Source organism: Streptomyces sp. NPDC012510 (assembly GCF_042955065.1).
In the GTDB taxonomy this organism is placed as follows: Bacteria; Actinomycetota; Actinomycetes; order Streptomycetales; family Streptomycetaceae; genus Streptomyces.
Genome location: NZ_JBIBEN010000026.1, coordinates 78,865 through 103,399 on the forward strand (window position 1 = coordinate 78,865; position 24,535 = coordinate 103,399).

The window sequence follows — 24,535 nt, forward strand, 5'->3', positions numbered from 1 at the left end:
TCGTCCCTGGGGGTCGAGTGTCAGTGGCTCGTGGCAGGATCGGGTCCGTGGCAGAGACAGGATCGAAGAAGACCGACAGCACCCCCGGCGGAAGCCGTCCCCGGCTCATGCTCATGGACGGGCACTCGCTGGCCTACCGCGCGTTCTTCGCGCTGCCCGCGGAGAACTTCACGACGGCGACGGGCCAGCCGACCAACGCGATCTACGGCTTCGCGTCGATGCTGGCGAACACGCTGCGCGACGAGGCCCCCACCCACTTCGCGGTCGCGTTCGACGTCTCCCGCAAGACCTGGCGCTCGGAGGAGTTCACCGAGTACAAGGCGAACCGCTCGAAGACCCCGGACGAGTTCAAGGGCCAGGTCGAGCTGATCGGCGAGCTCCTCGACGCGATGCACGCGGTCCGCTTCGCGGTCGACGGCTTCGAGGCCGACGACGTCATCGCCACCCTCGCCACCCAGGCCGAGGCCGAGGGCTTCGAGGTCCTCATCGTCACCGGCGACCGTGACTCCTTCCAGCTGGTCAGTGAGCACACCACCGTGCTCTACCCGACCAAGGGCGTCTCGGAGCTGACCCGGTTCACCCCGGAGAAGGTGTTCGAGAAGTACGGCCTCACCCCGGCCCAGTACCCAGACTTCGCTGCCCTGCGCGGCGACCCGTCCGACAACCTCCCCGGCATCCCCGGCGTGGGTGAGAAGACCGCCGCGAAGTGGATCAACCAGTTCGGCTCGTTCGCGGACCTCGTCGAGCGCGTCGAGGAGGTCAAGGGCAAGGCCGGGCAGAACCTCCGCGACCATCTGGAGGCCGTCAAGCTCAACCGACGCCTCACCGAAATGGTGCGCACGGTCGAACTGCCGAAGGGCGTCGCCGACTTGGAGCGCACCGCGTACGACCGCAAGGCCGTCGCGTTGGTCCTGGACACCCTGGAGATCCGTAACCCGTCGCTGCGCGAGCGCCTGCTGGCCGTCGACCCGGGCGCCGAGGAGGCCGACGCCGGGCAGCCGGCCGCCCCCGGTGTCGAGGTGGACGGCACGGTGCTCGGCTCCGGCGAGCTGGCCCCCTGGCTCACCGAGCACGGCACGGAGGTCCTCGGCGTCGCCACGGTCGACGCCTGGGCGCTCGGCACGGGCTCGGTCGCCGAGATCGCGCTCGCCGCCGCCGGGGGAGCGGCCGCCTGGTTCGACCCGACGCAGCTCGACGAGACGGACGAGACGGCGTGGGCCGCCTGGCTGGCCGACACGGCGAAGCCCAAGGTGTTCCACAACGCCAAGGCCGCGATGCGTGTGTTCGCCGAGCACGGCTGGACCGTGGACGGCGTCACCATGGACACCGCGCTCGCCGCCTATCTCGTCAAGCCGGGCCGTCGCTCCTTCGACCTGGACGCGCTCTCCCTGGAGTACCTGGGTCGGGAGCTGGCCCCCGCCGCCACGGCCGACGGCCAGCTCGCCTTCGGCGCGGACGAGGGCGCCGAGGCGGACGCGCTGATGGTGCAGGCCCGCGCGATCCTCGACCTCGGCGTGGCCTTCCGGGAGCGCCTGACCGAGGTCGGCGCGGCCGAACTCCTCCAGGACGTGGAGCTGCCCACCTCCGCGCTCCTGGCCCGTATGGAGCGCCACGGCATCGCGGCGGACCGGGCGCACCTGGAGGCCATGGAGCAGATGTTCGCGGGCGCCGTGCAGCAGGCGGTGAAGGAGGCGCACGCGGCGGCGGGGCACGAGTTCAACCTGGGCTCGCCCAAGCAGCTCCAGGAGGTTCTCTTCGGCGAGCTGGCCCTGCCCAAGACCAAGCGCACGAAGACCGGCTACACCACGGACGCGGACGCCCTCGCCTGGCTCGCCGGCCAGACGGAGAACGAGCTGCCGGTCATCATGCTCCGCCACCGCGAGCAGGCGAGGCTCCGTGTCACCGTCGAGGGCCTGATCAAGACGATCGCCGCGGACGGCCGTATCCACACCACGTTCAACCAGACGGTCGCCGCCACGGGCCGTCTCTCCTCGGTGGACCCGAACCTGCAGAACATCCCGGTCCGCACCGACGAGGGCCGTGCGATCCGGCGTGGCTTCGTCGTCGGCGAGGGCTTCGAGTCCCTGATGACGGCGGACTACAGCCAGATCGAGCTCCGCGTGATGGCCCACCTCTCCGAGGACGCGGGTCTCATCCAGGCGTTCACCTCCGGCGAGGACCTGCACACCACGGCGGCCGCCCAGGTGTTCGGGGTCGAACAGTCGGCGGTGGACGCGGAGATGCGCCGCAAGATCAAGGCGATGTCGTACGGCCTGGCCTATGGCCTGTCCGCGTTCGGTCTCTCGCAGCAGCTCAACATCGACGCGGGCGAGGCCCGTGCGCTGATGGACGCGTACTTCGAGCGGTTCGGCGGAGTACGGGACTATCTGCGCCGCGTCGTGGACGAGGCGCGCGCCACGGGCTACACGGCGACGCTCTTCGGGCGCCGCCGCTATCTCCCCGACCTCAACAGCGACAACCGTCAGCGTCGCGAGGCCGCCGAGCGGATGGCGCTCAACGCGCCCATCCAGGGCACGGCCGCCGACATCGTGAAGATCGCCATGCTCAACGTCGGCCGCGCCATGGACGAGGCCGGCCTCGCCTCCCGCATGCTCCTGCAGGTCCACGACGAAATCGTCCTCGAAATCGCCCCCGGCGAACGCGAACGCACCGAACGACTCCTCCGCCACGAGATGGCCAACGCCGTTCACCTGAGGGCCCCGCTGGACGTCTCCGTGGGCTACGGCCCCGACTGGGAATCGGCCGCCCACTGACCACCGAGGAGGGGCCGGCCCCACCCCGGCCGCGCCCCTCCCACCACACCTCCTCCCACCGCATCCCCTCGCACATCACGCCGCCTGCCGCACCACGCCGCCTCGCACACCACACGCCCACTGCTCTCAGCCGCCGCCCGCGCAATCCGCCGCGACGGCGAGCAACCCGTATGTCGGTTTCCGGCGGTGCCGAACCGGCAGGTGCCTTCCCGCCTCGCCTCGCCGCGTTGCCCCGCTTCCCGGCGGGTGGACCGACTACTCCGCCGCACCTCGCGACCGAGCCGGCAGCGGCCCTCTCCCGAGCCCGCAGCCCAGCCGCCGCCCGCGCCGAGCCGGCAGTACCCCCTCCGCCTCCGCCTCCGCCTCCCCCTCCGCCGCCGTCGAGCCCCGTCCCGCCCTGTCACCCGCCTGGCCCCCACCAAGCGGCCCCCGAGGCAGCGCAGCCGTAAGGATGCCCGCATGGGTATACGCATGCTCCGCCGCCGTACCGCGACAGCTGCCACCCGTCTGTCAGGGATGCGTAACCGGCTCAGCCGGGCGCACCCCGGCCTCCCGTGGGCGCGACCACGCGTCCGGCGGCCGCACAGTCTCTACCCCCGGGTGCTGACCCATCCCCTGGCGGCCCTCCTCGGACACGTACCGCCGTACGCACCCCGCGCCGCCAGGCCCCGCACCCCCAGGGGAGCGCCCCCGTGGCGCCCCGCGGTCAGCGCGGGACCGAGCTGTCCGCCGCCGCGTCGGCGGCGGGAGCCGCGGCGGCGGGAGCCGGGCGCCAGATCCTGACGCCGACGCCGTAGAGGACCACGCCGAGTACCAGCCCGGCGCCCGCCCCGAAGCACACGGTCGGGATCACCTCGTACGGCTTGGCGACCGACCCCCAGTACGCCCACCAGCGGGCCACCCGTTGCACCGCCGCGACCAGCGCGCAGCCCCCGATGACGGCGCCCGCCAGCCACCGGTCGGCCGAGGACAGCACGGGCACACCCACCGGCACACCCACCGGCTGTCGGCGCAGGGCCACCGTGACGAAGACGACGATCACCACCGCCGCGACCGCCGAGCCGCCGTACTGGAGGTACCAGTAGAGCGGTGAGCCGGCGATCTCCTCACCGAGGACGGGGAACAGCCGCATTCCCCACCGGTCGAGGTGCGTGAACGCGTCCCAGACCACATGGGTCAGCGAACCGAGTGCGGCGGACACGTACCACCACAGCGCCAGCGAGGGGCTGAACCGCCGTACCCCCGCACCGCAGCGCACCAGCGAGGCCACCCGCCCCTGCCGCCCGGGCGGCAGCAGCGCCACCAGCGGCTCCCGCAGCACCAGCCACAGACCGACGAGTGCCCAGGTGACCAGGACATCGACGGTGAAGACCCCGGTGAAGGAGTGTGTGACATCGCCGAACTCCATGGCCTCGGGCAGCACACTCGCCACGTAGTAGGTCATGTCGGGCGCGAAGGAACCGGCGACGAGCACCGACGGCACCAAGGGCCCGCGCCCGGTCCCGTTCCCCCGCAGGGCGGGCAGTACGGCGGCCGCATGGCTGAGCGTGAAGGGCAAGTCGTCCCCCTGTGACGGACTTTGGCCGGAGGTGGCGGCCCGGCGATGACCGGTCGCCAGTATGCGCGACTTGTGAACGCCCGACGGAGGGTGCCCACCTGACAGGAAACCGATAACGCCAATCGGTGAATATCGGGCACGAACGGGTGTCCGGGCGACGGAAGTTGTCGTAGGGTCGCCTGGGTTCCCGTGCCCATGGGTATGGGGCCACTGGATTTCCGGAAGTGGAATGCCGGAACAGGGCAACCAAAACCGGAACTCCGGAGTCGGTGTACCAGAGCAGGGAAATTGGTCCGGCAAAGCGGACAAGTGACTGAGACGGCAGTAAGTCGGTAGAGCGCCAAGGCGGTCGACCACCGGGGAGGGGTTCACTCAATGGCGGCGCAGTTCGGTTTGAGGCTCCGCAAGGGGGCGGCGACCACCGCCCTGGCCGCGGCCACGGTAGCGGCGCTGGCCGCCTCTCAGGCCCCGGGAGTGACCACCGACAGCGCGGGCAGACAGACCACCGGTGCCCCCGTGCCGGACGTGAGCCCCCAGGCCGAGGACACCGCGTCGGGCAACTCGCAGTACTTCACGGACCTTCCGCCGCTCGACAGTCCCACCACGAAGCCCGGCACGGGTGGCGGCTCGGGCGCGACAGCCGGCGAGCGCGGCGTACCCGCGACCGTCCTCGACGCCTACAAGAAGGCCGAGGCGGCCCTGCGCGATTCCAAGCCCGGCTGTCACCTCCCCTGGCAACTCCTCGCCGCCATCGGCAAGGTGGAGTCCGGCCAGGCCAGGGGCGGCCGCGTCGACGCCGAGGGAACGACGATCGGCAAGATCCTCGGCCCTGTCCTCAACGGCAACGGTTTCGCGAACATCAGCGACACCGACGACGGCGCGTACGACGACAACACCGTGTACGACCAGGCGGTCGGGCCCATGCAGTTCATTCCGTCCACCTGGAGGTGGGCGGGCCGCGACGCCAACGGCGACGGCGCCAAGGACCCGAACAACATCTACGACGCCGCCCTCGCCGCCGGCAACTACCTGTGCCGGTTCAACTGGGACCTCTCGGACAGTGCGAACCTCCGCAGCGCGATCCTCAGCTACAACAACTCGACGGAGTACTACAACACCGTCATGACGTGGCTGGACCACTACCGCGAGGGCAGTCACGAGATCCCGGACGGCACCGGCTCCCTGCCCGAGACGCCGAGCGGCAACAGCAACAACGGCAATGGCGGCACCGGCAATGGCGGCACCGGCAACGGTGACGGCTCCACGAAACCCGGCCCGACGCCGCCGGGGACGAACAAGCCGGAGAAGCCCGGGAAGCCCGGGAAGCCGGGGAAGCCCGGGAAGCCGGAGAAGCCGGAGAAGCCGGACACCGACGAGCCGGACGGCGGCGGCACCACCACCCCGCCCGAGGACCAGACCCCCACCGACACGGTGCACCACCTGGAGAACGCGGGCCCGTCGAACCTCACGGCCATGGCCGGTGACACCTTCACGCAGAAGCTCGTCGCCCGCACCGAGACCGGGACGGGCAAGGCCGTCGCGAAGGTCCGGGTCCGCTTCGCCCTGGTCGGAGACACGGACACCACCTTCGCCGGTGGTGAGAAGTACGCGACCATCATCACCGACGGCTCGGGCAAGGCCACGGCCCCCGCGCTCGTGGCCGGCGAGAAGACCGGCGCCGTCACGGTCCGCGCCACCGTCGTGGGCCGCTCCGTCCCCGCCCTGGACTACAAGGCCACCGTCACCGCCCGCCAGGCCGACGCCCTCGCCCGCACCACCACCACCGCGATGACCTGCGTCCCCAACGGTGAGTTCGCCGAGCAGGTGGAGATCAAGGCCACCTACAAGGGCGCGGTCGCCGACAAGGTGGCAGTCAAGGCCACGCTCGTCAAGTCGGCCCTCGACGCCACCGAGAACGACAAGGGCCCCTACTTCACCAAGGACGCCGCCGGTAATCCGGTACGCACCCTGACGACCCTGGAGACCGACGAGAACGGCCTGCTCAAGCTGCCGAAGCTCTACTCGGACGCCGCCACCGGCACGTTCCTGCTCCACATCCAGGCCGTGGGCGGCGCGATCCTCACGGTCGAACTGACCGTGGAGGCAGCGGCACCGGCACCGGCCGAGACCACCGAGTCGGCGACACCGACCCCCAGCGAGTCCTAGACGACACCGGCCGCCGGCCGGCTGGCCGTCCGTACGTACGGTCAAGGCGGCGCTCCTCTTCCGGGAGGGGCGCCGCTGCCGTGTTCTGGGCCGGAGGGTGTCGCTGCCCTGTGCGCACCATCCGCACGACCCACCCGCACGGCCTACCCGCACGCCCCACCCGCACGCCTCGCGCGACGTGTTCTCATCTCGCCCGACCGTTGCTACCGTGCCAGATCTGACGAACTATCAGTTCCCGTCGACGGTCCGTGGATCGGGAGGTCCGTATGCGTGCCCTGATCGCTGCCGTGACCGGTCTCGCGCTCGCCTGCGCCCTCGCGTTCACGATCACGGCGCTGGGGTCGCCGACGGGGGAGACCTCACCGAAACCGTTGCTGACGACGGTCCCCGCACACCCCTAGCCGAGGGAGGCCGCGATGCGCCGTAGGGCCGGCCTGATCCTGCTCGCGCTCGCCGTGTTCTTCACGGCGCTGTCCCCACTGCTGCGCTGGTACGTCTTCCCGAACCTCGCCAAGATCCCGGCGAACCAGTACCAGGACATGGTCCTGGAGGCCAAGGACGCCACCCTCCTCGACTACGGCACCATGACCGCGCGGACGGTTCCGAAGGTCACCATCGTGCAGACCCTCAAGGGCAACGTGGAGGCCTCCGAGGAGATCGAGAGGACGACCGACCGGGACGTGGTCGTATGGGACGGCCTGTCGTACGCCCAGGGGCCCGACGGCGAGACGGTCTCCCGCATCCCCGAGCGTTACATCTTCGACGCCCACACCCAGGAGCCCGTCCACGCCAAGGGCGAGATGGTCGACGGCGACCCCGTGCAGCGCGAGGGCCTGGAGTTCAAATGGCCCTTCCTCACGGAGCGGAGGGACTACGAGTACTTCGACGCGCAGGCCCGGATCACGGCCCCCATCCACTACAAGGGCACCCGGGACTTCCGGGGCGTCGAGGTCTACTACTTCGAGCAGACCATCCCCTGGACCGAGGTCCCCTTCCCCCGGACCATGCCCGTCGAGGGCATCACCCGGGAGACGGTGGCCCAGACGGGGACGAGCCGTTGGTACACCACGGTCCGCAAGTTCTGGGTGGAACCCGTCACCGGCGCACCCGTCTACGGCGAGGAGATCCACAAGGAGGAGCTGCGCGGCGGCACGCTCCTCGGCGACCGTGAGAAGGTCACCGCCTTCGCCGGCCATGTGAAGATGCGCGAGGACTACATCGAACACACCGTCGACCTGGTCAAGTCCCAGCGCCTCCTCGTGCTCCTCATGACCTCCTACCTGCCCTGGGGCTTCCTGGGCCTGGGCCTCCTGCTCCTCGCGCTCTCCCTCTGGGTCGAGGCCCGTGGCCGTCGGCACGGCGAACCGGAGTCCAGCAGGCCCCCGGCGCCAGAGCCGGTCAGCGCCTGAGCCGGTCAGCGCCTGAGCCGCGCGTTGGTGTACCGGGTCGGCTCGGCGGTCGCCGGGTCCTCAGGCCAGGGATGCTTGGGGTACCGGCCGCGCAACTCCGCCCGTACGGCGCTGTAGCCGTCCTTCCAGAAAGAGGCCAGATCGGCGGTCACGGCCGCCGGCCGGCCGGCGGGCGACAGCAGATGCACCAGCACGGGCACCCCGGCCAGCACGGGCGACTCCCGCAAACCGAACATTTCCTGCAACTTCACCGCCAGCACCGGTTGTTCAGGCCGCGCGTAGTCCACCCGGATCCGGGACCCGCTCGGCACCTCGATCCGCTCGGGCGCCAGCTCGTCCAGCCGTACGGCGTCCCCGCTGGCCCACGGCAGCAACCGCCGCAGCGCCTCCCCGGCGTCGATCCGCCCCAGATCCGCCCGCCGCCGGGCCCGGCTCAGCTCGGGCTCCAACCACTCCTCCACGCGCGCGTGGAGGGCGCCGTCGGACACGTCGGGCCAGGGCGCGCCGAGCCGCTCCCGCAGAAACGCCAGCCGCTCCCGCAACCGCGCCGCGTCCTGGGACCACCGCAACAGCCCGAGTCCCTCGACCCGCAAGCCCTCGATCAGCGCAGCCCGTACGAGCCCGGGTGGGGCCTCCTCGAGCGGCCGTACGGCCAACCCCACGGCCCCCAGCCGCTCCACCCTCCGCGCGACGACATCCCCCTCCCGCCACCCGACTTCTTCCTCCCGGCCGTGGAAGGCCCCCGCCGCCTCGCGGGCCACGCCCTCATCGATCACGGCCCCGAGCCGCACGCGCGCGTGCCCGGCCCCCACCGCCCGATCGGCCACGGCGACGCCCACCCACTCGGCGCCACCCAACCCGGACCCCGCCCCGGCCTCGGCACGAGTTCCGGACACCATGAGCAACGACCCACCCTCCCTCCTGCCGACCCGCTCAGGGAACGCCAGCGCCACCACGACCCCGACGCCGCGATCCCCCGCCCACCCCTCGACCCCGGCGAACCGGGACACCATCCCGACCCCACCCGCCCCGGAGCCGGCCCGCCTGCCACCGACGCCGCCCCCGCAGCCGACGTCGCCACCGACCGCACCCCGCCCCACGTCACCGCCTTCACCACCGCCTCCGCTTCCGCCCACAGCGTGCGTCCCGCCGAACGCGCCGCCGACGGGGAGTGCCGTGCTGTCGTCGGCGGTCGCGGCGCGCGCCTCGCCGGTGCCGCCGGCGGCCACAGTGTGATCCCGGGGGGCGCCACCCGCCGCGGGGGAGTGTTCGGCGTCGTTCCCGGTGCTCGCGGTCCGTCCCCGCCCGGCGCCACCGCTCGCGCCTTCCTGAACTGCGGTCTCCCCCTCGCCCCACGGAGCATCGCCGCCCGGTTGGCCCGGGAGGGAGCCATGGGCGGGTTCCGGGTGGGAAAGGGGCCGCGCCGGAAGCGCGGGCGAGGATGCGGCCCGCAGGCGCCGGACCTCGGTGCGCCAGCGAGCGGCGTAGGCGTCGCCCCCGCGCCGGACGCGGCGCAGCACGGCGGCCAGGTCGTCGCCGTACTCCCGCGGCGGCTCCTCGCTCAGCAGCGCGACGACCTCCGCAGCCTGCTCGGCGCCCACGAGCGGCGTGGCGTCGAGGAGGGCGCGGGCCAGCCGGGGGTGCAGGCCCAGCAGGGACATGCGCACCCCACGTGACGTCGCGCGCCCGGCGGGATCGACCGCGCCGATCGCGAGGAGAACGCTCCGGGCCGCCGCCATCGCCCCGCTCGGGGGCGGGTCCAGCAGGGCGAGCCCGGAGGCGTCCGGGGCGCCCCAGCAGGCCGTCCGCAGTGCGAACGCGGTCAGGTCCGCGACCTTGATCTCGGGCGAGGGGAAGCGCGGCAGACGGATGTCCTCGGCCTCCGCCCAGCACCGGTAGACCGTGCCGGGGGCCTCGCGCCCGGCACGCCCGGCCCGTTGCCGCCCGGCCGCCTGCGAGGCCCGTACCGTCGTCAGCGTGCTGAGCCCCCGAGCGTGGTCGACGCGTGGCTCCCGCGCGAGCCCGGAGTCGACGACCACCCGCACCCCGGGCACCGTCAGCGACGACTCCGCCACCGAGGTCGCCAGCACCACCCGACGCCGGTCGCCGGCAGCCAGCACGGCATCCTGCACGGCGGCAGGCGCCCGCCCGTGCACCTGGAGCACGTCCACGTCACCGAGGCCGCCCAAGTGTCCGGCCACGCGCGCGATCTCGCCGACCCCGGGGAGGAAACAGAGGACGTCCCCCCGCCGCTCCGCCAGAGCCCGCCGTACCACCGACGCCACGTGCGTCAGCGCCGCCGGGTCCACCCGCATCCCGTGCGGCGGCCGTACGGGCCGGGCCGGCGGCGCCCACACCACTTCGACCGGGTACGACACCCCCTCCGCCGCGACCACCGGCGCCCCGCCCAGCAGCCGCGCCCAGCCCTGCGCGTCCGTCGTCGCCGACGCCGCCACCAGCCGCAGTTCGGGCCGCAGCGCCTCCCGCACGTCCACCAGGAACGCCGCCGCCGTGTCCGCGTCAAGATGCCGCTCGTGGCACTCGTCGAGGACGACGACGTCGACGCCCGGCAACTCCTGGTCCCGCTGCAACCGTTGCAGCAGTACACCCGTCGTGACGACCTCCACGCCCGCGCGGCGCCCCACGACCCGTTCGCCGCGCACGGTGTAGCCGACGCTCCCGCCGACCTCCTCGCCCAGCAGCCACGCCATCCGACGCGCGGCCGCCCGCGCCGCGATCCGCCGCGGCTCGGCGACGAGCACCCGCCGCACCGGCCCGCCGTCCAGCAGCCCGGCCAGGGCCAGGGGCACCAGCGTCGTCTTGCCGGTCCCCGGCGGCGCCACGAGGACAGCGGAGCCGTGTCCCTCCAGGGCGTCGGTCAGACCGGGCAGGGCATCGCGTACGGGCAGCGTTTCCAGGGCGTCGTCACGGATCACGCCCCTAGTGTCGTACGCCCCAGAAAAAGGCCCTCCACGCGCGCGTACCTTTTGACGGCCGTGGGCCTCAGGCCCGTCGTCGCCACTCGGCCCCGCCCAGTCCGCACAGTCCGCTCAGTCCACGTGGCCCGCTGCGCCCACACAGTCCACGCGGCCCGCCGCGTCCGCTCGGCCCGCTCGCTCCGCCGCGTCCGCTCAGTCCCGTTCGCAGACGAAGATCGCCGTCCCCGGGATCAGATTCCCGCGCAGGGGCGACCAGCCGCCCCACTCCGAGGTGTTCCAGGTGGGCCACTCCGGCTCGACCAGGTCGACCAGCCGGAAATCCGCCGCCACGACGTCCCGGACCCGGTCGCCGATCGTCCGGTGGTGCTCCACGTACACGGCCTGCCCCTCCTCGTCCTGCTCGACGTAGGGCGTGCGGTCGAAGTAGGAGCCGGAGACGGACAGGCCCTCAGGGCCGGGCTCGTCCGGGAAGGCCCAGCGGATCGGGTGGGTCACCGAGAAGACGAAACGGCCACCCGGACGCAGTACGCGCCGCACCTCCCGGAGAACCTGCACGGGGTCGGCGACGAACGGCAGTGCCCCGTACGCCGAGCACGCCAGGTCGAAGGAGGCGTCGGCGAAGGGCAGGTCGCCGGCGTCGGCGCACACCAAGGGAATCGATCCGCCGATGCGCAGCGCGTGCTGGAGCTGGCGGTGGGAGAGGTCCAGGGCGACCGGACGGGCCCCCTGGGCGGCCAGCCAGCGCGAACACTGCGCGGCGCCGGCACCGATCTCCAGGACGTCCTTGCCCTTGAGCTCCTCGGGCGGCCCCAGCAGTTCCGCCTCCACCTCGTCGAGCCCCTCCGGGCCCCACACGAAACGGTCGTCACCGAGGAACGTGCCGTGCTCGATCTGGTACTCGTCCGCGTTGCGGTCCCACCAGCCCCGGTTGGCCCGGGAACTCTCCGTCACCCCGGCCGCACGCCGGGTGGCCTCCGGTTCGGCGGCCTCGGTGGCCTCGACTGAACCGGGGGTCCCGTGGACCTCGCCGCTTTCGTGGACATCGGGCTCTTGGATGATGGGCTCCCTCGTCGTACTCTTCCGTAACCTGCGTGGCGCGACCCGTTCCGGCGGTGACACGAAGGGGTCTCTCAGGCTTGCGTGGCCTCATGGGACAGGTTTTGTGCCGGGTTTGCGGTGTTCCGCCCCGGGTGTGCGCCTTCGCGCATTGACCCTGCCTGGCTGCCCCCGTATGCTACAAGTTGCGCTGCGGGCCTGCGCACCTCAGACGTAGCAGGCTGCGCTCGCATCTGTTGTATGTCCCCTCGGTTTTCGAGGCGCCACGGGAATGTCCTGGTGACTTTCCTGGTGTGGCGCTTCCTTGGCTGTCCGGCTTCTTCAGAGCGATACGGGCTCCCGGCGTAGCAGTACCTACGACTTCAATGTCCGTACCGGAGCCCTTTCCCACATGACGAGCAGCACCGAGACCACCGCCACCACCCCGCAGGTAGCGGTCAACGACATCGGTAACGAGGAAGCCTTCCTCGCCGCGATCGACGAGACGATCAAGTACTTCAACGACGGCGACATCGTCGACGGCGTCATCGTGAAGGTCGACCGGGACGAGGTCCTGCTCGACATCGGTTACAAGACCGAAGGCGTCATCCCGAGCCGCGAGCTCTCCATCAAGCACGACGTCGACCCCAACGAGGTCGTCGCCGTGGGCGATGAGATCGAGGCCCTGGTTCTCCAGAAGGAGGACAAGGAAGGCCGCCTCATCCTGTCCAAGAAGCGCGCTCAGTACGAGCGTGCCTGGGGCACGATCGAGAAGATCAAGGAAGAGGACGGGATCGTCACCGGTACCGTCATCGAGGTCGTCAAGGGTGGTCTCATCCTCGACATCGGCCTCCGCGGCTTCCTTCCGGCCTCCCTGGTCGAGATGCGCCGTGTCCGCGACCTCCAGCCCTACGTGGGCAAGGAGCTCGAGGCGAAGATCATCGAGCTGGACAAGAACCGCAACAACGTGGTCCTGTCCCGCCGTGCCTGGCTGGAGCAGACCCAGTCCGAGGTCCGCCAGACGTTCCTCACGACCCTCCAGAAGGGTCAGGTCCGTTCCGGTGTGGTCTCCTCGATCGTCAACTTCGGTGCCTTCGTGGACCTGGGTGGCGTCGACGGTCTGGTCCACGTCTCCGAGCTGTCCTGGAAGCACATCGACCACCCCTCCGAGGTCGTCGAGGTCGGCCAGGAGGTCACGGTCGAGGTCCTCGACGTCGACATGGACCGCGAGCGCGTCTCCCTGTCGCTGAAGGCGACCCAGGAAGACCCGTGGCAGCAGTTCGCCCGCACCCACCAGATCGGCCAGGTCGTGCCCGGCAAGGTCACGAAGCTGGTTCCGTTCGGTGCGTTCGTCCGCGTGGACGAGGGCATCGAGGGTCTGGTCCACATCTCCGAGCTGGCCGAGCGCCACGTGGAGATCCCGGAGCAGGTCGTCCAGGTCAACGACGAGATCTTCGTCAAGGTCATCGACATCGACCTCGAGCGCCGTCGCATCAGCCTCTCGCTGAAGCAGGCCAACGAGTCCTTCGGTGCCGACCCGGCCTCGGTCGAGTTCGACCCGACCCTGTACGGCATGGCCGCGTCCTACGACGACCAGGGCAACTACATCTACCCCGAGGGCTTCGACCCCGAGACCAACGACTGGCTCGAGGGGTACGAGAAGCAGCGCGAGGAGTGGGAGCGCCAGTACGCCGAGGCGCAGACCCGCTTCGAGCAGCACCAGCAGCAGGTCATCAAGTCCCGCGAGGCCGACGCCGCTGCCGCGGCCGAGGGCGGGGACGCCGCGGGTGCGGCTCCGGCCGCGGGCGGTGGCTCGTACTCCTCCGAGGGTGCGGACACCTCCGGTGCCCTTGCTTCGGACGAGGCCCTGGCTGCCCTCCGCGAGAAGCTGGCCGGCGGCCAGAGCTGAACGCGCAAGGCTGACAGCTAGCCGCTGACGCTCGAGGGCCCGCATCCTTCTGGATGCGGGCCCTCAGTGCTGTCCAGGCCGGGAGGGCGGGAGCGTGCGCCCACACGGGTGTGCCGCGGGCGTGCTCCATACGGGTGTGCCGCGGTCCGACGAGCCGTTCGGGAATGCCAGGCCCCCGTGCGGCGTTGGGGAGTACGGACACGAGGAGGAGCGGTCACAGTGCTTGATCCGCAGGGTTTGTACGCATGGGAGCCGAAGGGCCTGGCAGTCGTCGACATGGCGCTCGCCCAGGAGTCGGCGGGACTTGTCATGCTCTACCACTTCGACGGATACATCGACGCGGGTGAGACGGGCGACCAGATCGTCGACCGGCTCCTCGGCTCACTGCCCCACCAGGTGGTGGCCCGCTTCGACCACGACCGGCTCGTGGACTACCGGGCGCGCCGCCCGCTGCTGACGTTCAAGCGCGACCGCTGGACCGACTACGAGGAGCCGACCCTGGACGTACGGCTCGTCCAGGACGCCACCGGGGCGCCGTTCCTGCTGCTGTCGGGCCCCGAGCCGGACGTGGAGTGGGAGCGCTTCGCGGCCGCCGTCCAGCAGATCGTGGAGCGCCTCGGCGTCCGCCTCTCGGTGAACTTCCACGGCATTCCCATGGGCGTACCGCACACCCGTCCGGTCGGCCTCACCCCGCACGGCAACCGGGCCGAGCTGGTGCCCGGCCACCGCAGCCCCTTCGAGGAGGCGCAGGTGCCGGGCAGTGCCGAGTCCCTCCTGGAGTACCGCCTCATGCGGGCCGGTCACGACGTGCTGGGTGTCGCCGCACACGTCCCGCACTACATCGCGCGCTCGCCCTACCCGGACGCCGCCCTGACCGTCCTGGAGGCCGTCACGGCCGCCACCGGTCTGGTGCTTCCCTCCGTCGCGCACGCCCTGCGCACCGAGGCGCACCGTACGCAGACCGAGATCGACCGGCAGATCCGGGAGGGTGACGAGGAACTGGTCGCGCTGGTCCAGGGGCTCGAGCACCAGTACGACGCCGCCGCGGGCGCCGAGACCCGCGGCAACATGCTCGCGGAGCCCGCCGACATCCCCTCCGCCGACGAGATCGGGCGTGAGTTCGAGAAGTTCCTGGCGGAGCGGGAAGGCGACGGCTGAGCCCTTCGCGCTCGCCCGTGCCGCGGAGCTGTGGGGAGGCCCTGTTCCAGGGTCTCCCCACAGCTCTGTCAGCGGGAGGGCCTAAGCTGCCGGACATGCTGAAAGTGGGTCTCACCGGCGGTATCGGCGCCGGCAAGAGCGAGGTGTCGCGGCTGCTCGTGGAGTGCGGTGCCGTGCTGATCGACGCGGACCGGATCGCACGCGAGGTCGTCGCCCCCGGCACCCCCGGACTCGCGGCGGTCGTCGAGACCTTCGGCGCGGACGTGCTCGGCCCGGACGGTGGCCTGGACCGCCCGAAGCTGGGCTCCATCGTGTTCGCCGACCCGGAGAAGCTCGCCGCGCTCAACGCGATCGTGCACCCCCTGGTGGGCGCCCGCTCCAGAGAGCTGGAGCAGGCCGCCGCCGAGGACGCCGTCGTCGTCCACGACGTCCCCCTGCTCACCGAGAACGGCCTGGCCCCGCTGTACGACCTGGTGGTCGTCGTGGACGCGGCCCCCGAGACGCAGCTCGACCGTCTCGTACGCCTGCGCGGCATGACGGAGGAGGACGCGCGCGCCCGCATGGCCGCCCAGGCGACCCGCGAACAGCGCCTGGAGATCGCGGACATCGTCGTGGACAACGACGTACCCCTGGAGGACCTGCGGCGGCGCGTACGGGAGGTATGGGCGGATCTCAGTCGCCGGGCACACACGCCCCCGGAGCGATCCGAACACACACAGGAATAGCGAGCCCGCTGGGGGCGTTGAACGGTCGCAGCAAGGGAAGGATTCAGCCGTGCCCGAGACCAGCGGTTCCACCGGACGTTCCCCGGAGACGCATGTCATCGACTTCCGCGCCGCCGAGCGACTGCTCGCCGCCAAGGATCCGCGGGGTGCGGTCAAGCTGCTCGACCGTGTCATAGCCGAGCACCCCGAGAACACGGCGGCCCGGCTGCTGCGTGCCCGCGCCTTCTTCGCGGCGGCCCAACTGCGGCCCGCCGAGCTGGAGTTCACCATCGTCCTGGAGCGTGAGCCGGACAACGCGTTCGCGCACTTCGCCCTTGCCCGCACCTACCAGCGCCAGGCCCGCCCCGACCAGGCCAAACGCCACTTCCGGCTCGCCGCCGCCCTGGATCCCAATCCGCAGTACCTGGAAGCGGCACGGTTCGACTCCTGAGGAGGCGCGCCGAGGAACCCGACGAGTGCGGCCGGTGGCCGACCACTACGGCAGGTGGCCCGACCGGTACGTTCGGTGAGGGGAGCGGGGTGGGGTGGTTCGGTCCGTCATGGCTCTCGCGCCTGCTCCACCCCCTCAGGAGACGCGGTGTCCCAGGAGCGCGGTGTCCTAGTCCCGCGAGGGTGGGTACGGGGGGACGTCGGGGCCCGGCTGGTAGTGGGGACCCTGGCGGATGCGGCGGACGATCACACTCAGATCGACGGTGACGATCAGCCAGAGCACCCCACAGGCGACGGCCCACCCGGGGCGGCCCGCGAGAGCGAACGCCGCCGCTCCGGCGATCGCCCAGAACAGGCCCCAGACGCTCAGCCAGAGCCGCATCCGCAGGGCACTGCGCGCTGTCCTCGGTTCACTACCGGTACGCATCGGACCACCGTCCTCCTCGTCCTACTCGGAACGTACTCTCCGCCTCGTACGTTCTCCACAAGACCGTTCTCCACAAGACAAGACCGATCGGTGTGACGGGGGAGGCGACGGTGCTAGGGGGATATGAGCATGCAGATGCGTGAGGGATACGAGGGCACCGGTCCCGGCGCGATCACCCCTGACGGCTGCGCGGTCGAGCTGTACGCGCGGCTGCCGGTGGGGGACGAGCCGGAGGTGATCGCGGGCGTCGCTCCCGAGGGTGCGCGCATTCTCGAACTGGGCAGCGGTGTGGGCCGTATGACCCACCCCCTGATCGAGCGGGGGTTCACCGTCACGGCCGTCGACGAGTCGGCGGAGATGCTGGAGCGGGTGCGTGGCGCCCGCACGATATGCGGCCCGATCGAGGAACTCGACCTGGACGAGAAGTTCGACGTGGTGCTGCTCGCGTCGTTTCTCGTCCACACAGGGGACCCCGAGGTGCGGCGCGGGATGCTGGCGACCTGTCTGCGGCATGTCGCGGACGACGGCTTCGTGCTGATCCAGCGCGAGGGGGAGGACTACCACACGAACGTGCCCCGGGAGCGGGTGGACCCCCGAGGCTTCACCGTCCGCATAGCCTCGGCCGAACCGGTCGGTGACGGGGTCAACTCGGTGTTCGTGGAGTACTTCTTCCCGGACGGTGAGTGGACGCAGACGTTCCGGGCACGGCCGTTGACGAGGGCGCAGTTCGAGGAGGCGTTGGGTGAGGCGGGGCTGAAGGTCGACCGGTATCTGACGGAGGACCGGATTTGGGTGAAGGTGGTGCCGGTGAACTGAGCGACCGACGGCGGGGCAACGCGGAGATGGAAAATCGGGCATGAATTCCCGTCGGGCGGCGATGAGTTCGCGGACCTGCTCCGGTCTACCTCTGTGACAGCACGACGGACGCTTCACACAGGAGATCCCATGTCCGAGACCACCGCTCCCGCCCCCCACACCGAGTCCCTCGCCTCGGCGGCCGCCGGTTCCCCCACCGCCACAAAAGGCACCGGCGGCGTTCGCGGCAGGGGTGCGCGGGTCTCGCTGCGGGCGCTGCAGATCGTGCTCGCGCTGTTCTACGCGTTCGCCAGCGCGCTGCCCAAGCTGATCGCGCACCCGTCGGCCGTCGAGTCCTTCGACACGCTCGGCTGGGGCAGCGCGGGGATGTACACCATCGGTGCGCTGGAACTGGCCGGTGCCATCGGGTTGTTGATTCCCGCGCTGGCCTCGGTCGCGGCGGCGTCGCTGGGCGCGCTGATGGTGGGCGCGTTCATCACGCAGCTCACCGCCTTCGACGGGGAGTACGCGGCCACACCGCTCATCCTGATCGTCCCGCTCGCCCTGATCGCCTGGGTGCGGCGCCAGGACACAGGGGGTCTGACGCGTCGGGTGCGACGGGAGGCGTGACCGCTTGCCGGCCCTGCGCGCGGCGGGCGTCGCCGAGGGACTTCCCGATGACCACCGGGAAGTCCCTCGGCGACACCCGCCGCCCAGGTCGTACTCGTCGGCCTACGCCTCTGTGGAGCGGCGGTGGCGCTCGGCGTTCGCGGCCTCGGTCAGGCCCCGCAGTCGTTCCAGTTCCCGGCGGTCGCGTTTGGTGGGGCGGCCGGTGCCACGGTCGCGGATCCCGGCGGGGGCGGTGGCCTCGCGGGGCGGGGGCGGCGGGGAGTTGTCGACGTAGCACTCGACGGCGACGGGCGCGCCGACCCGCTTGCGGATCAGACGCTTGACGACGACGATCCGCTCGTGGCCCCCGGCCTGGCGGAGCCGCACCTCGTCACCGACGCGCAGCGCGTACGCCGGCTTGACGCGTTCGCCGTTGACGCGGACGTGGCCGCCCCGGCAGGCGGTGGCGCCCATGGAGCGGGTCTTGACCAGGCGGACGGACCAGATCCAGCTGTCGACGCGGACGGTCTCGCCGTTCGAGGGGCGGGCGGCCTCGGCCGCCGCTGTCGCGTCGGAGCCCCGGCCCGTGGTGCCCGGACCGTTCGTCCGCTCCTGCGTACCTTCAGAAGCCATGCTCCGACCTTAACCGCCCGGTCGGCCACCTGAGGGAGGCGATCACCGGACGTACCGTGGAGGCATGGGCATGGGCATGGGCATGGGCATGGGCAGCGGCGGAGGCGGTGACGGCGGTATCGGCGACGGTGGTGGCGGTGGCGGTGGGGCGAGTGGGCTCGCCGCGCTCGACGAGCGGATCACCGGGTGCCGGGCCTGCCCCCGGCTGGTCGAGTGGCGGGAGGAGGTGGCGCGCACCAAGCGGGCCGCCTTCGCCGACCAGGAGTACTGGGGGCGGCCGGTGCCGGGTTTCGGGCCGCCCGACGCGGCACTGCTGCTCGTCGGGCTGGCCCCCGCCGCGCACGGAGGGAACCGGACCGGGCGGATGTTCACCGGCGACCGCTCGGGCGATGTGCTGTACGCGGCGCTGCACGACGTGGGCCTGGCCTCGCGTGGGACGGCCGTCGGCGTCGACGACGGACTCGAACTGCACGGCGTACGGATCACCTCGCCCGTGCACTGCGCGCCGCCCGCCAACAAGCCGACCCCCGAGGAACGCGACACCTGTCGGCCGTGGATGGTCCGGGAGCTGGAGCTGCTGCGGCCGTCGCTTCGGGCCGTGGTCGTCCTCGGGGCCTTCGGCTGGCAGGCCACGCTGCCCGCGCTCGTCGAGGCCGGTTGGGACATGCCCCGGCCGCGCCCCGTCTTCGGCCACGGCACCCACGTACCGCTCGACGGGCTCGACCTCTTCGGCTGCTTCCACGTGAGCCAGCGCAACACCTTCACCGGCCGGCTGACCCCCGCCATGCTGCGCGAGGTCCTGGGGAGGGCGGCGCGGGCCGCGGGGCTGCCGGCCCGGGATGGAAAAGAGGGTGCCGGGGCGGCGTACGGCGGTTAGGGTCGCGCGATGCCTACCTATCCGGAGATCGAACCGTACGACCACGGCATACTCGATGTCGGGGACGGCAACCGCGTGTACTGGGAGGTCTGCGGGAATCCGCGGGGCAAGCCGGCGGTCGTGCTGCACGGCGGGCCCGGTTCCAGTGCGAATGCCTGGTTCCCCCGGCTCTTCGACCCCGAGGCGTACCGGGTCGTGATGCTCGACCAGCGCGGCTGCGGACGTTCGACGCCGCCGGCGAGCGAGTACGGGACCGACATGAGCGTCAACACGACGGATCGTCTGATCGCCGACCTGGAGCTGCTGCGGCGGCACCTCGGGATCGGGCGGTGGCTGGTGTGGGGCGTGTCATGGGGGTCGGTGCTCGGGCTGCGGTACGCGCAGACGCATCCGGAGGCCGTGACCGAGCTGGTCCTCACCGGCGTCGCCACGGGTTCCGACGCCGAAGTGGCCCTGCTGACCAAGGGGCTGGGACAGTTCTTCCCGGAGGCCTTCGAGCGGTTCCTGGCCGAGCTGCCCGAGGGTGAGCGAGAGGGGAACCTGGCGGCCGCGTACAACCGGCTGATCGAGTCGCCCGACGAGGCGGTGCGGGTGAGCGCCGCGCGGGCCTGGACCGACTGGGAGACGGCCATCGCGGCGCAGCCGCCCCGCTCCGTGCCGCGCTACGAGGACCCCGTCTTCCGTTACGGCTTCGCCCGCACCGTCACCCACTACTGGGGCAACGGCCACTTCCTCGGCGAAGGCGGCGACGACGGTGTGGTCCTGCGTGACGCGCCCCTGCTGAAGGGCATCCCGGGCACCCTCGTGCAGGGCAGCCTCGACCCCGGCAACCTCCTCGGCATCGTCTGGCGCCTCCACCACGCCTGGCCGGGTAGCGAGCTGGTCCTCATCGACGACGTGGGACACAACGCGGGCGCGCCGGACATGGCGGAGGCGTTGGTGGAGGCGACGGACAGGTACGCCAAGGGCTGACAGCGGCGAGCTCGCGGCCCTACGCCGGGTGCCGCGACCCGGACGACGCGGGCCGCCGGGACGGGGCGCGCGGTGACGTCGTTCTACGGTCCGCTGCCGCACCGTCCTGGCCGGCTTCGCTGTCCTTGCTGTCCTTGCTGTCCTTGCTGTCCTCGCCGTCCTAGCTGTTCTCGCTGTCCTCGCCGAACAGGTGCCGCACGGTGGAGCGGTAGTTGGTCCGGACGTGGGTGAGCGCGTGCGCGCGGGCGCGGTCCGGGTCGCCGGAGGCGATGGCCTCGTACAACTCGCGGTGTTCGGTGAGTAGTTGCGACCACTCGGTGTTCCGGCGGGTCAGCCAGCGCAGCCGGCCGTCGACCGGTTCCATGACCGAGATGAGCAGGCTGTTGCCGGCCATGGCGAGAACGCGGTCGTGAAAACGGGTGTTGATGTCGGTGATCGTCTCGGCGTCCCCCGCACGCGTCGCGTCCGCCGCCCGGTCGAGCAGGGCCGACAGCTCGGTCAGGGACTCGGGAGTGGCGCGGGAGGCGGCGAGCCCGGCGGCGTAAACCTCCAGTGCCTCGCGCAGTTCGAAGAGTTCCGCCACGTCCGCCGGTGTGAGACGGCGGACGACCGTACGGCGCGGGGTCTCGAAGTGCACGAATCCCTCGGCGACCAGGGCGCGGATCGCCTCGCGGACGGGGACGCGGGAGACTCCGAAGCGGTCGGCCAGCTCGCGCTCCACTAGGCGGTCGCCCGGGCGGAGGCGTCCCGCGATGATGTCCTGCCGCAGGGTGCCCAGGACGCGCTCGCGCACCGCGCCGAGGGGTTCGATCTTCGCTCCTTCCGGAGCCAGCGAGCTCATGGGCCAATCTTCGCCGACTCCGGGACTGTTTTACGTGGCGTTAACGGCAACGACATCGGTCGGAACGGTTGACGGGAGGACCATGTGCGCAGTTTGGTATACCAAACACCCCGTGGTGCTTGCCCTGGCCCCCAACAGGGTCCCGCGCCCGTCCCCACCACCTACTCTCGTCTCCTCTCGCTCCTGGAGGCCACGTGTCCCTCGCCGACAGTGCCGAAGCCACCGGCACCACAGCGTTCGTCCCCGACCCCCGCCTCACCAACGAAGACCTCGCACCCGCCGGCAAGCGGAACTGGAAGGTCTTCGACCTCTTCGCCCTGTGGATGTCCGACGTCCACAACCTCGGCAACTACACGTTCGCCGCGGGCCTGCTCGTCCTCGGCATGAACGTCTGGCAGGTGTTCACCTCGCTGCTCGTCGGCTTCGTGATCATCTACATCGGGATGAACTGGATGGGGAAGATCGGGCAGCGCCACGGTGTGCCCTTCCCCGTCGTCAGCCGCATCAGCTTCGGTGTCTGGGGCGCCAACATCCCGGCCATCATCCGGGCCGTGATCGCCATCATGTGGTACGGCATCCAGACCTACCTCGCGTCCGTCGCGGTCAACATCATGCTGCTGGCCGCCTGGCCGGGCCTGGAGTCCTGGACGCACGACTCCTTCCTCGGCCTGCACCACCTCGGCTGGATCACCTTCGTCGCCCTCTGGCTCATCCAGGCACTGATCATCAGCCAGGGCATGGAGTCGGTCCGCAAGTTCCAGGACTTCTGCGGCCCCGCGATCTGGATCGTCATGATCGCGCTGGCCGTCTGGATCCTCGCCAAGGCCGGCTGGACGATCTCCCTGACCTCGACCCCGAACCCGGTCTCCGTCGGCGAGCAGTGGCGGCAGTGGTTCGGTGCGATCGGGCTGGTCCTCGCCACCTACGGCACCCTGATGCTCAACTTCTGCGACTTCTCCCGCTTCGCCCCCGACTACAGGACGGTCAAACGGGGCAACTTCTGGGGCCTGCCCATCAACTCGACCGCCTTCGTCGTGGTGTCCGTCATCGTCACGGCCGGCTCGATCGAGGTCTTCGGCAAGGCGATCACCGACCCGGCCCACCTCGTCGCCGAGATCGGCAACACCTGGATCCTCGTCCTGGGCGCCCTGACCTTCGCCATCGCCACCATGGGCGTCAACATCGTCGCCAACTTCGTCTCCCCGGCGTACGACCTCGCCAACGTCTGGCCGCAGAAGATCACCTTCAAGGTCGGCGGCATGATCAGCACGGTGGCGGCGCTGGTCGTGACCCCGTGGAACCTCTTCTCCAACCCCACCGTCGTCCAGTACTTCCTCGGCGGCCTGGGCGCCTTCCTCGGCCCGCTGTTCGGTGTGATCATGCTCGACTACTTCTGGGTCAAGCGCGGCCGTATCGACGTCGACGAACTCTTCAACGCCCGGCCCGGCTCCCGCTACTACTACCGCAAGGGCGTCAACCCCAAGGCCCTGTGGGCGTTCCTGCCGGCCGCGGCGGTCTCGGCGGTCCTCGCCCTGGTGGGGACCTTCCACGCGGTCGCCCCGTACTCCTGGTTCATCGGAACGGCGCTGGCCGCCGCGCTGTACGCGGTGCTCTGCCGGGACGAGCGCGCCGCGGCACAGCCCGTCGGGGCCGAGCCCGCCGGTGTGGTCGGCGGGGTCGGCGGTACCGGTGGTTCCACCAAGTCGGCAGCCGTGGAGGGCTGAGCGTGCGCATCGTCGTCACCAACTGCAACACGACGCAGGGGATGACCGAGGAGATCGTGCGAGGTGCCCGGGCCGCCGCAGGCCCGGGCACCACCGTGACCGGACTGACCCCCGCCTGGGGGCCCGAGTCCGCGGAGGGCTGGCTCGACAGCTACCTCTCCGCCGCCGCAGTCCTCGACACCCTGCGAACCTACGAGGAACCGTACGACGCCGTCGTCATGGCCGGGTTCGGGGAGCACGGGCGGGAGGGTGCGCGGGAACTGCTGGACGTCCCAGTCGTCGACATCACCGAGGCCGCCGCCCACCTCGCGTGCCTGCTCGGACGGCGCTACGGCGTCGTCACCACCCTCGAACGCACATGCGGGCAGATCGAGGACAGCCTGGAGGCGGCCGGCGTGGCCCGCAACTGCGCCGCCGTCATCGGCACCGGGCTCGGCGTCCTCGACCTCGCCGACACCGACCGCACCACCCGCGCCTTCCTCACCGCCGCCCATCGGGCCCGCGACGCAGGGGCCGAGGTGCTGGTCCTGGGGTGCGCCGGGATGACCGGGCTGCAACGGACGGTGGGGGAGAAGCTGGGGGTGCCGGTCGTCGACGGGGTGGGGGCGGCCGTGAAACTCGCCGAGTCGCTGGTCGCGCTGGGGCTGACCACCAGCCGGGCGGGGAGCTACGCGAAGCCGCTGCCGAAGAGGAGGACCTGGGGGAACGGGGTGCGGTAGAAGGCGCGGCCCCGTCGGGACCACCGCCCTACGGGGCCGCCGTCTCACACGACTATCGCCCTACGGGGCCGCCGTCTCACACGACTATCGCCCTACGGGGCCGCCGTCTCACACCACTATCGCCCTACGGGGCCGCTGCCCTACGGGACCACCGCCGTCGCCGTGATCTCGACCAACTGGCCGGTGTAGCCGAGGCAGGCCACGCCGAGAAGGGTCGAGGAGTGGGGCCCGATGCTCAGCCCGGACGCCTCGACGACGTCCCAGACCGCGGAGAGGACAGCCGGCTCGCTGCTCACGACGTACACATCGGTGTAGGCGACGTGCTCGAAGTCGCTGCCCACCGACCGTAGTTGCTCCCCGAGGTTGGCCAACACCTGCTCGGCCTGCCGCACCGGATCGCCCTCCCCGACCAGTTTCCCATCGGCGTCCAGCGGGACGGAACCGGCGAGGAAGGCGAGCTTCGTCCCGGCCTCGACGACGGACGCGTGCGCGTAGACGGGCGGCGAGAAGAGGCTGGGGACGACGGTGCGCCGGATCATTACTGCTCCCGATCGAGGACTGAGGGCTGAGGGCTGAGGACCGAGGACTGAGGACTGAGGACTGAGGACTGAGGAGGAACGGGGAAGGCAACCTGTCGATCATCCGCCTCCCGCTGCCCCCGCCGCATCCGAATTCCGGCGGCGGAGCGGAAGAGGGGATGCCGGAAGCCGGGGCAGAGGACGTGGGCCGAGCACGCGCAGGTCAGTCGTCCGACGTCACGCGGACCCCGTCGGGGGCGCGAGGGAGGGCGGCCTGACCGGTCGGCGCGCGCCCGGCGTGCGGGCCCCGCGCAGCGC

The 24,535-nt window shown here is 71.3% G+C and carries 21 protein-coding genes; 14 read left to right on the plus strand and 7 right to left on the minus strand.

Annotation, left to right across the window (positions count from 1 at the left end; genetic code table 11):
* Window positions 1–47: 47 nt before the first annotated feature.
* Window positions 48–2,774, plus strand: a complete 2,727-nt coding sequence (gene polA, locus ACFY9I_RS35585; RefSeq protein ID WP_391009468.1) for a DNA polymerase I — start codon at window positions 48–50, stop codon at window positions 2,772–2,774.
* 706 nt (window positions 2,775–3,480) lie between these two features.
* On the opposite strand, the gene ACFY9I_RS35590 is transcribed toward polA, so the two are convergent.
* Window positions 3,481–4,332: a DUF4184 family protein gene (locus tag ACFY9I_RS35590; RefSeq protein WP_391009470.1), complete on the minus strand. Its 852-nt coding sequence runs from the start codon at window positions 4,330–4,332 to the stop codon at window positions 3,481–3,483.
* Window positions 4,333–4,707: 375 nt separating this feature from the next.
* On the opposite strand from ACFY9I_RS35590, the gene ACFY9I_RS35595 reads away from it, so the two are divergent.
* The 3 genes from ACFY9I_RS35595 (at window position 4,708) to ACFY9I_RS35605 (ending at window position 7,907) form a co-directional block, all read left to right on the plus strand.
* Window positions 4,708–6,498, plus strand: coding sequence for a lytic murein transglycosylase (locus tag ACFY9I_RS35595; protein WP_391009473.1), 1,791 nt, complete (start codon window positions 4,708–4,710; stop codon window positions 6,496–6,498).
* 266 nt (window positions 6,499–6,764) lie between these two features.
* Window positions 6,765–6,899: an SPW_0924 family protein gene (locus ACFY9I_RS35600; protein WP_391009476.1), complete on the plus strand. Its 135-nt coding sequence runs from the start codon at window positions 6,765–6,767 to the stop codon at window positions 6,897–6,899.
* A 15-nt stretch (window positions 6,900–6,914) separates the two neighbouring features.
* Complete coding sequence (locus tag ACFY9I_RS35605) at window positions 6,915–7,907, plus strand: porin PorA family protein (RefSeq protein WP_391009478.1); 993 nt, start codon at window positions 6,915–6,917, stop codon at window positions 7,905–7,907.
* Between the two features lie 5 nt (window positions 7,908–7,912).
* Here the strand turns inward: ACFY9I_RS35605 and ACFY9I_RS35610 are convergent, their stop codons facing one another.
* Both ACFY9I_RS35610 and ACFY9I_RS35615 read right to left on the minus strand, forming a co-directional pair.
* A complete protein-coding gene (locus ACFY9I_RS35610) occupies window positions 7,913–10,843 on the minus strand; it encodes an ATP-dependent helicase C-terminal domain-containing protein (protein WP_391009481.1) in 2,931 nt (976 codons plus the stop codon).
* A 195-nt stretch (window positions 10,844–11,038) separates the two neighbouring features.
* Complete coding sequence (locus tag ACFY9I_RS35615; RefSeq protein ID WP_391009484.1) at window positions 11,039–11,965, minus strand: methyltransferase domain-containing protein; 927 nt, start codon at window positions 11,963–11,965, stop codon at window positions 11,039–11,041.
* Window positions 11,966–12,293: 328 nt separating this feature from the next.
* On the opposite strand from ACFY9I_RS35615, the gene rpsA reads away from it, so the two are divergent.
* The 4 genes from rpsA (at window position 12,294) to ACFY9I_RS35635 (ending at window position 16,103) form a co-directional block, all read left to right on the plus strand.
* Window positions 12,294–13,790, plus strand: a complete 1,497-nt coding sequence (gene rpsA / locus ACFY9I_RS35620; protein ID WP_031166273.1) for a 30S ribosomal protein S1 — start codon at window positions 12,294–12,296, stop codon at window positions 13,788–13,790.
* A gap of 219 nt (window positions 13,791–14,009) precedes the next feature.
* Window positions 14,010–14,948 carry a PAC2 family protein gene (locus ACFY9I_RS35625; protein ID WP_391009487.1) on the plus strand — a complete coding sequence of 313 codons (939 nt, stop codon included), beginning with the start codon at window positions 14,010–14,012 and terminating at the stop codon, window positions 14,946–14,948.
* Window positions 14,949–15,043: 95 nt separating this feature from the next.
* The gene (coaE, locus tag ACFY9I_RS35630; RefSeq protein ID WP_391009490.1) at window positions 15,044–15,673 is read left to right on the plus strand and encodes a dephospho-CoA kinase; all 630 of its coding nucleotides are present in this window, start codon (window positions 15,044–15,046) and stop codon (window positions 15,671–15,673) included.
* Window positions 15,674–15,722: 49 nt separating this feature from the next.
* Complete coding sequence (locus ACFY9I_RS35635; protein ID WP_391009493.1) at window positions 15,723–16,103, plus strand: tetratricopeptide repeat protein; 381 nt, start codon at window positions 15,723–15,725, stop codon at window positions 16,101–16,103.
* A 168-nt stretch (window positions 16,104–16,271) separates the two neighbouring features.
* On the opposite strand, the gene ACFY9I_RS35640 is transcribed toward ACFY9I_RS35635, so the two are convergent.
* A complete protein-coding gene (locus tag ACFY9I_RS35640) occupies window positions 16,272–16,529 on the minus strand; it encodes a DUF6343 family protein (protein WP_391009495.1) in 258 nt (85 codons plus the stop codon).
* Between the two features lie 123 nt (window positions 16,530–16,652).
* On the opposite strand from ACFY9I_RS35640, the gene ACFY9I_RS35645 reads away from it, so the two are divergent.
* Together ACFY9I_RS35645 and ACFY9I_RS35650 are read left to right on the plus strand one after the other, a co-directional pair.
* On the plus strand, window positions 16,653–17,345 hold the full coding sequence (locus ACFY9I_RS35645) for a methyltransferase domain-containing protein (protein ID WP_391009498.1): 693 nt from the start codon (window positions 16,653–16,655) through the stop codon (window positions 17,343–17,345).
* A gap of 129 nt (window positions 17,346–17,474) precedes the next feature.
* Window positions 17,475–17,954 carry a DoxX family protein gene (locus tag ACFY9I_RS35650; RefSeq protein WP_391009501.1) on the plus strand — a complete coding sequence of 160 codons (480 nt, stop codon included), beginning with the start codon at window positions 17,475–17,477 and terminating at the stop codon, window positions 17,952–17,954.
* Between the two features lie 102 nt (window positions 17,955–18,056).
* Here ACFY9I_RS35650 and ACFY9I_RS35655 read toward each other — a convergent pair whose 3' ends face one another.
* Window positions 18,057–18,566, minus strand: coding sequence for a S4 domain-containing protein (locus ACFY9I_RS35655; RefSeq protein ID WP_391009503.1), 510 nt, complete (start codon window positions 18,564–18,566; stop codon window positions 18,057–18,059).
* 88 nt (window positions 18,567–18,654) lie between these two features.
* Here ACFY9I_RS35655 and ACFY9I_RS35660 point away from each other — a divergent pair, with 88 nt between their 5' ends.
* Together ACFY9I_RS35660 and pip are read left to right on the plus strand one after the other, a co-directional pair.
* Window positions 18,655–19,443 carry a uracil-DNA glycosylase family protein gene (locus ACFY9I_RS35660; protein WP_391009577.1) on the plus strand — a complete coding sequence of 263 codons (789 nt, stop codon included), beginning with the start codon at window positions 18,655–18,657 and terminating at the stop codon, window positions 19,441–19,443.
* A gap of 9 nt (window positions 19,444–19,452) precedes the next feature.
* On the plus strand, window positions 19,453–20,415 hold the full coding sequence (gene pip, locus ACFY9I_RS35665) for a prolyl aminopeptidase (RefSeq protein ID WP_391009506.1): 963 nt from the start codon (window positions 19,453–19,455) through the stop codon (window positions 20,413–20,415).
* Window positions 20,416–20,575: 160 nt separating this feature from the next.
* On the opposite strand, the gene ACFY9I_RS35670 is transcribed toward pip, so the two are convergent.
* Entirely contained in the window at window positions 20,576–21,256 is a 681-nt protein-coding gene (locus ACFY9I_RS35670; RefSeq protein ID WP_391009508.1) for an FCD domain-containing protein, read from the minus strand.
* A 194-nt stretch (window positions 21,257–21,450) separates the two neighbouring features.
* On the opposite strand from ACFY9I_RS35670, the gene ACFY9I_RS35675 reads away from it, so the two are divergent.
* Complete coding sequence (locus tag ACFY9I_RS35675; RefSeq protein ID WP_391009511.1) at window positions 21,451–22,980, plus strand: cytosine permease; 1,530 nt, start codon at window positions 21,451–21,453, stop codon at window positions 22,978–22,980.
* 2 nt (window positions 22,981–22,982) lie between these two features.
* Entirely contained in the window at window positions 22,983–23,699 is a 717-nt protein-coding gene (locus tag ACFY9I_RS35680; RefSeq protein WP_391009514.1) for an aspartate/glutamate racemase family protein, read from the plus strand.
* Between the two features lie 140 nt (window positions 23,700–23,839).
* Here ACFY9I_RS35680 and ACFY9I_RS35685 read toward each other — a convergent pair whose 3' ends face one another.
* On the minus strand, window positions 23,840–24,238 hold the full coding sequence (locus ACFY9I_RS35685) for a Rid family hydrolase (RefSeq protein ID WP_391009516.1): 399 nt from the start codon (window positions 24,236–24,238) through the stop codon (window positions 23,840–23,842).
* Between the last annotated feature and the right edge of the window lie 297 nt (window positions 24,239–24,535).

Coding starts and splice junctions, on each gene's coding strand:
- ACFY9I_RS35595 (WP_391009473.1), top strand. CDS start 4,708: ATGGCGGCGCAGTTCGGTTTGAGGCTCCGCAAGGGGGCGGCGACCACC.
- ACFY9I_RS35600 (WP_391009476.1), top strand. CDS start 6,765: ATGCGTGCCCTGATCGCTGCCGTGACCGGTCTCGCGCTCGCCTGCGCC.
- ACFY9I_RS35605 (WP_391009478.1), top strand. CDS start 6,915: ATGCGCCGTAGGGCCGGCCTGATCCTGCTCGCGCTCGCCGTGTTCTTC.
- rpsA (WP_031166273.1), top strand. CDS start 12,294: ATGACGAGCAGCACCGAGACCACCGCCACCACCCCGCAGGTAGCGGTC.
- coaE (WP_391009490.1), top strand. CDS start 15,044: ATGCTGAAAGTGGGTCTCACCGGCGGTATCGGCGCCGGCAAGAGCGAG.
- ACFY9I_RS35640 (WP_391009495.1), bottom strand. CDS start 16,529: ATGCGTACCGGTAGTGAACCGAGGACAGCGCGCAGTGCCCTGCGGATG.
- ACFY9I_RS35645 (WP_391009498.1), top strand. CDS start 16,653: ATGAGCATGCAGATGCGTGAGGGATACGAGGGCACCGGTCCCGGCGCG.
- ACFY9I_RS35650 (WP_391009501.1), top strand. CDS start 17,475: ATGTCCGAGACCACCGCTCCCGCCCCCCACACCGAGTCCCTCGCCTCG.
- ACFY9I_RS35655 (WP_391009503.1), bottom strand. CDS start 18,566: ATGGCTTCTGAAGGTACGCAGGAGCGGACGAACGGTCCGGGCACCACG.
- ACFY9I_RS35660 (WP_391009577.1), top strand. CDS start 18,655: ATGGGCAGCGGCGGAGGCGGTGACGGCGGTATCGGCGACGGTGGTGGC.
- pip (WP_391009506.1), top strand. CDS start 19,453: ATGCCTACCTATCCGGAGATCGAACCGTACGACCACGGCATACTCGAT.
- ACFY9I_RS35670 (WP_391009508.1), bottom strand. CDS start 21,256: ATGAGCTCGCTGGCTCCGGAAGGAGCGAAGATCGAACCCCTCGGCGCG.
- ACFY9I_RS35685 (WP_391009516.1), bottom strand. CDS start 24,238: ATGATCCGGCGCACCGTCGTCCCCAGCCTCTTCTCGCCGCCCGTCTAC.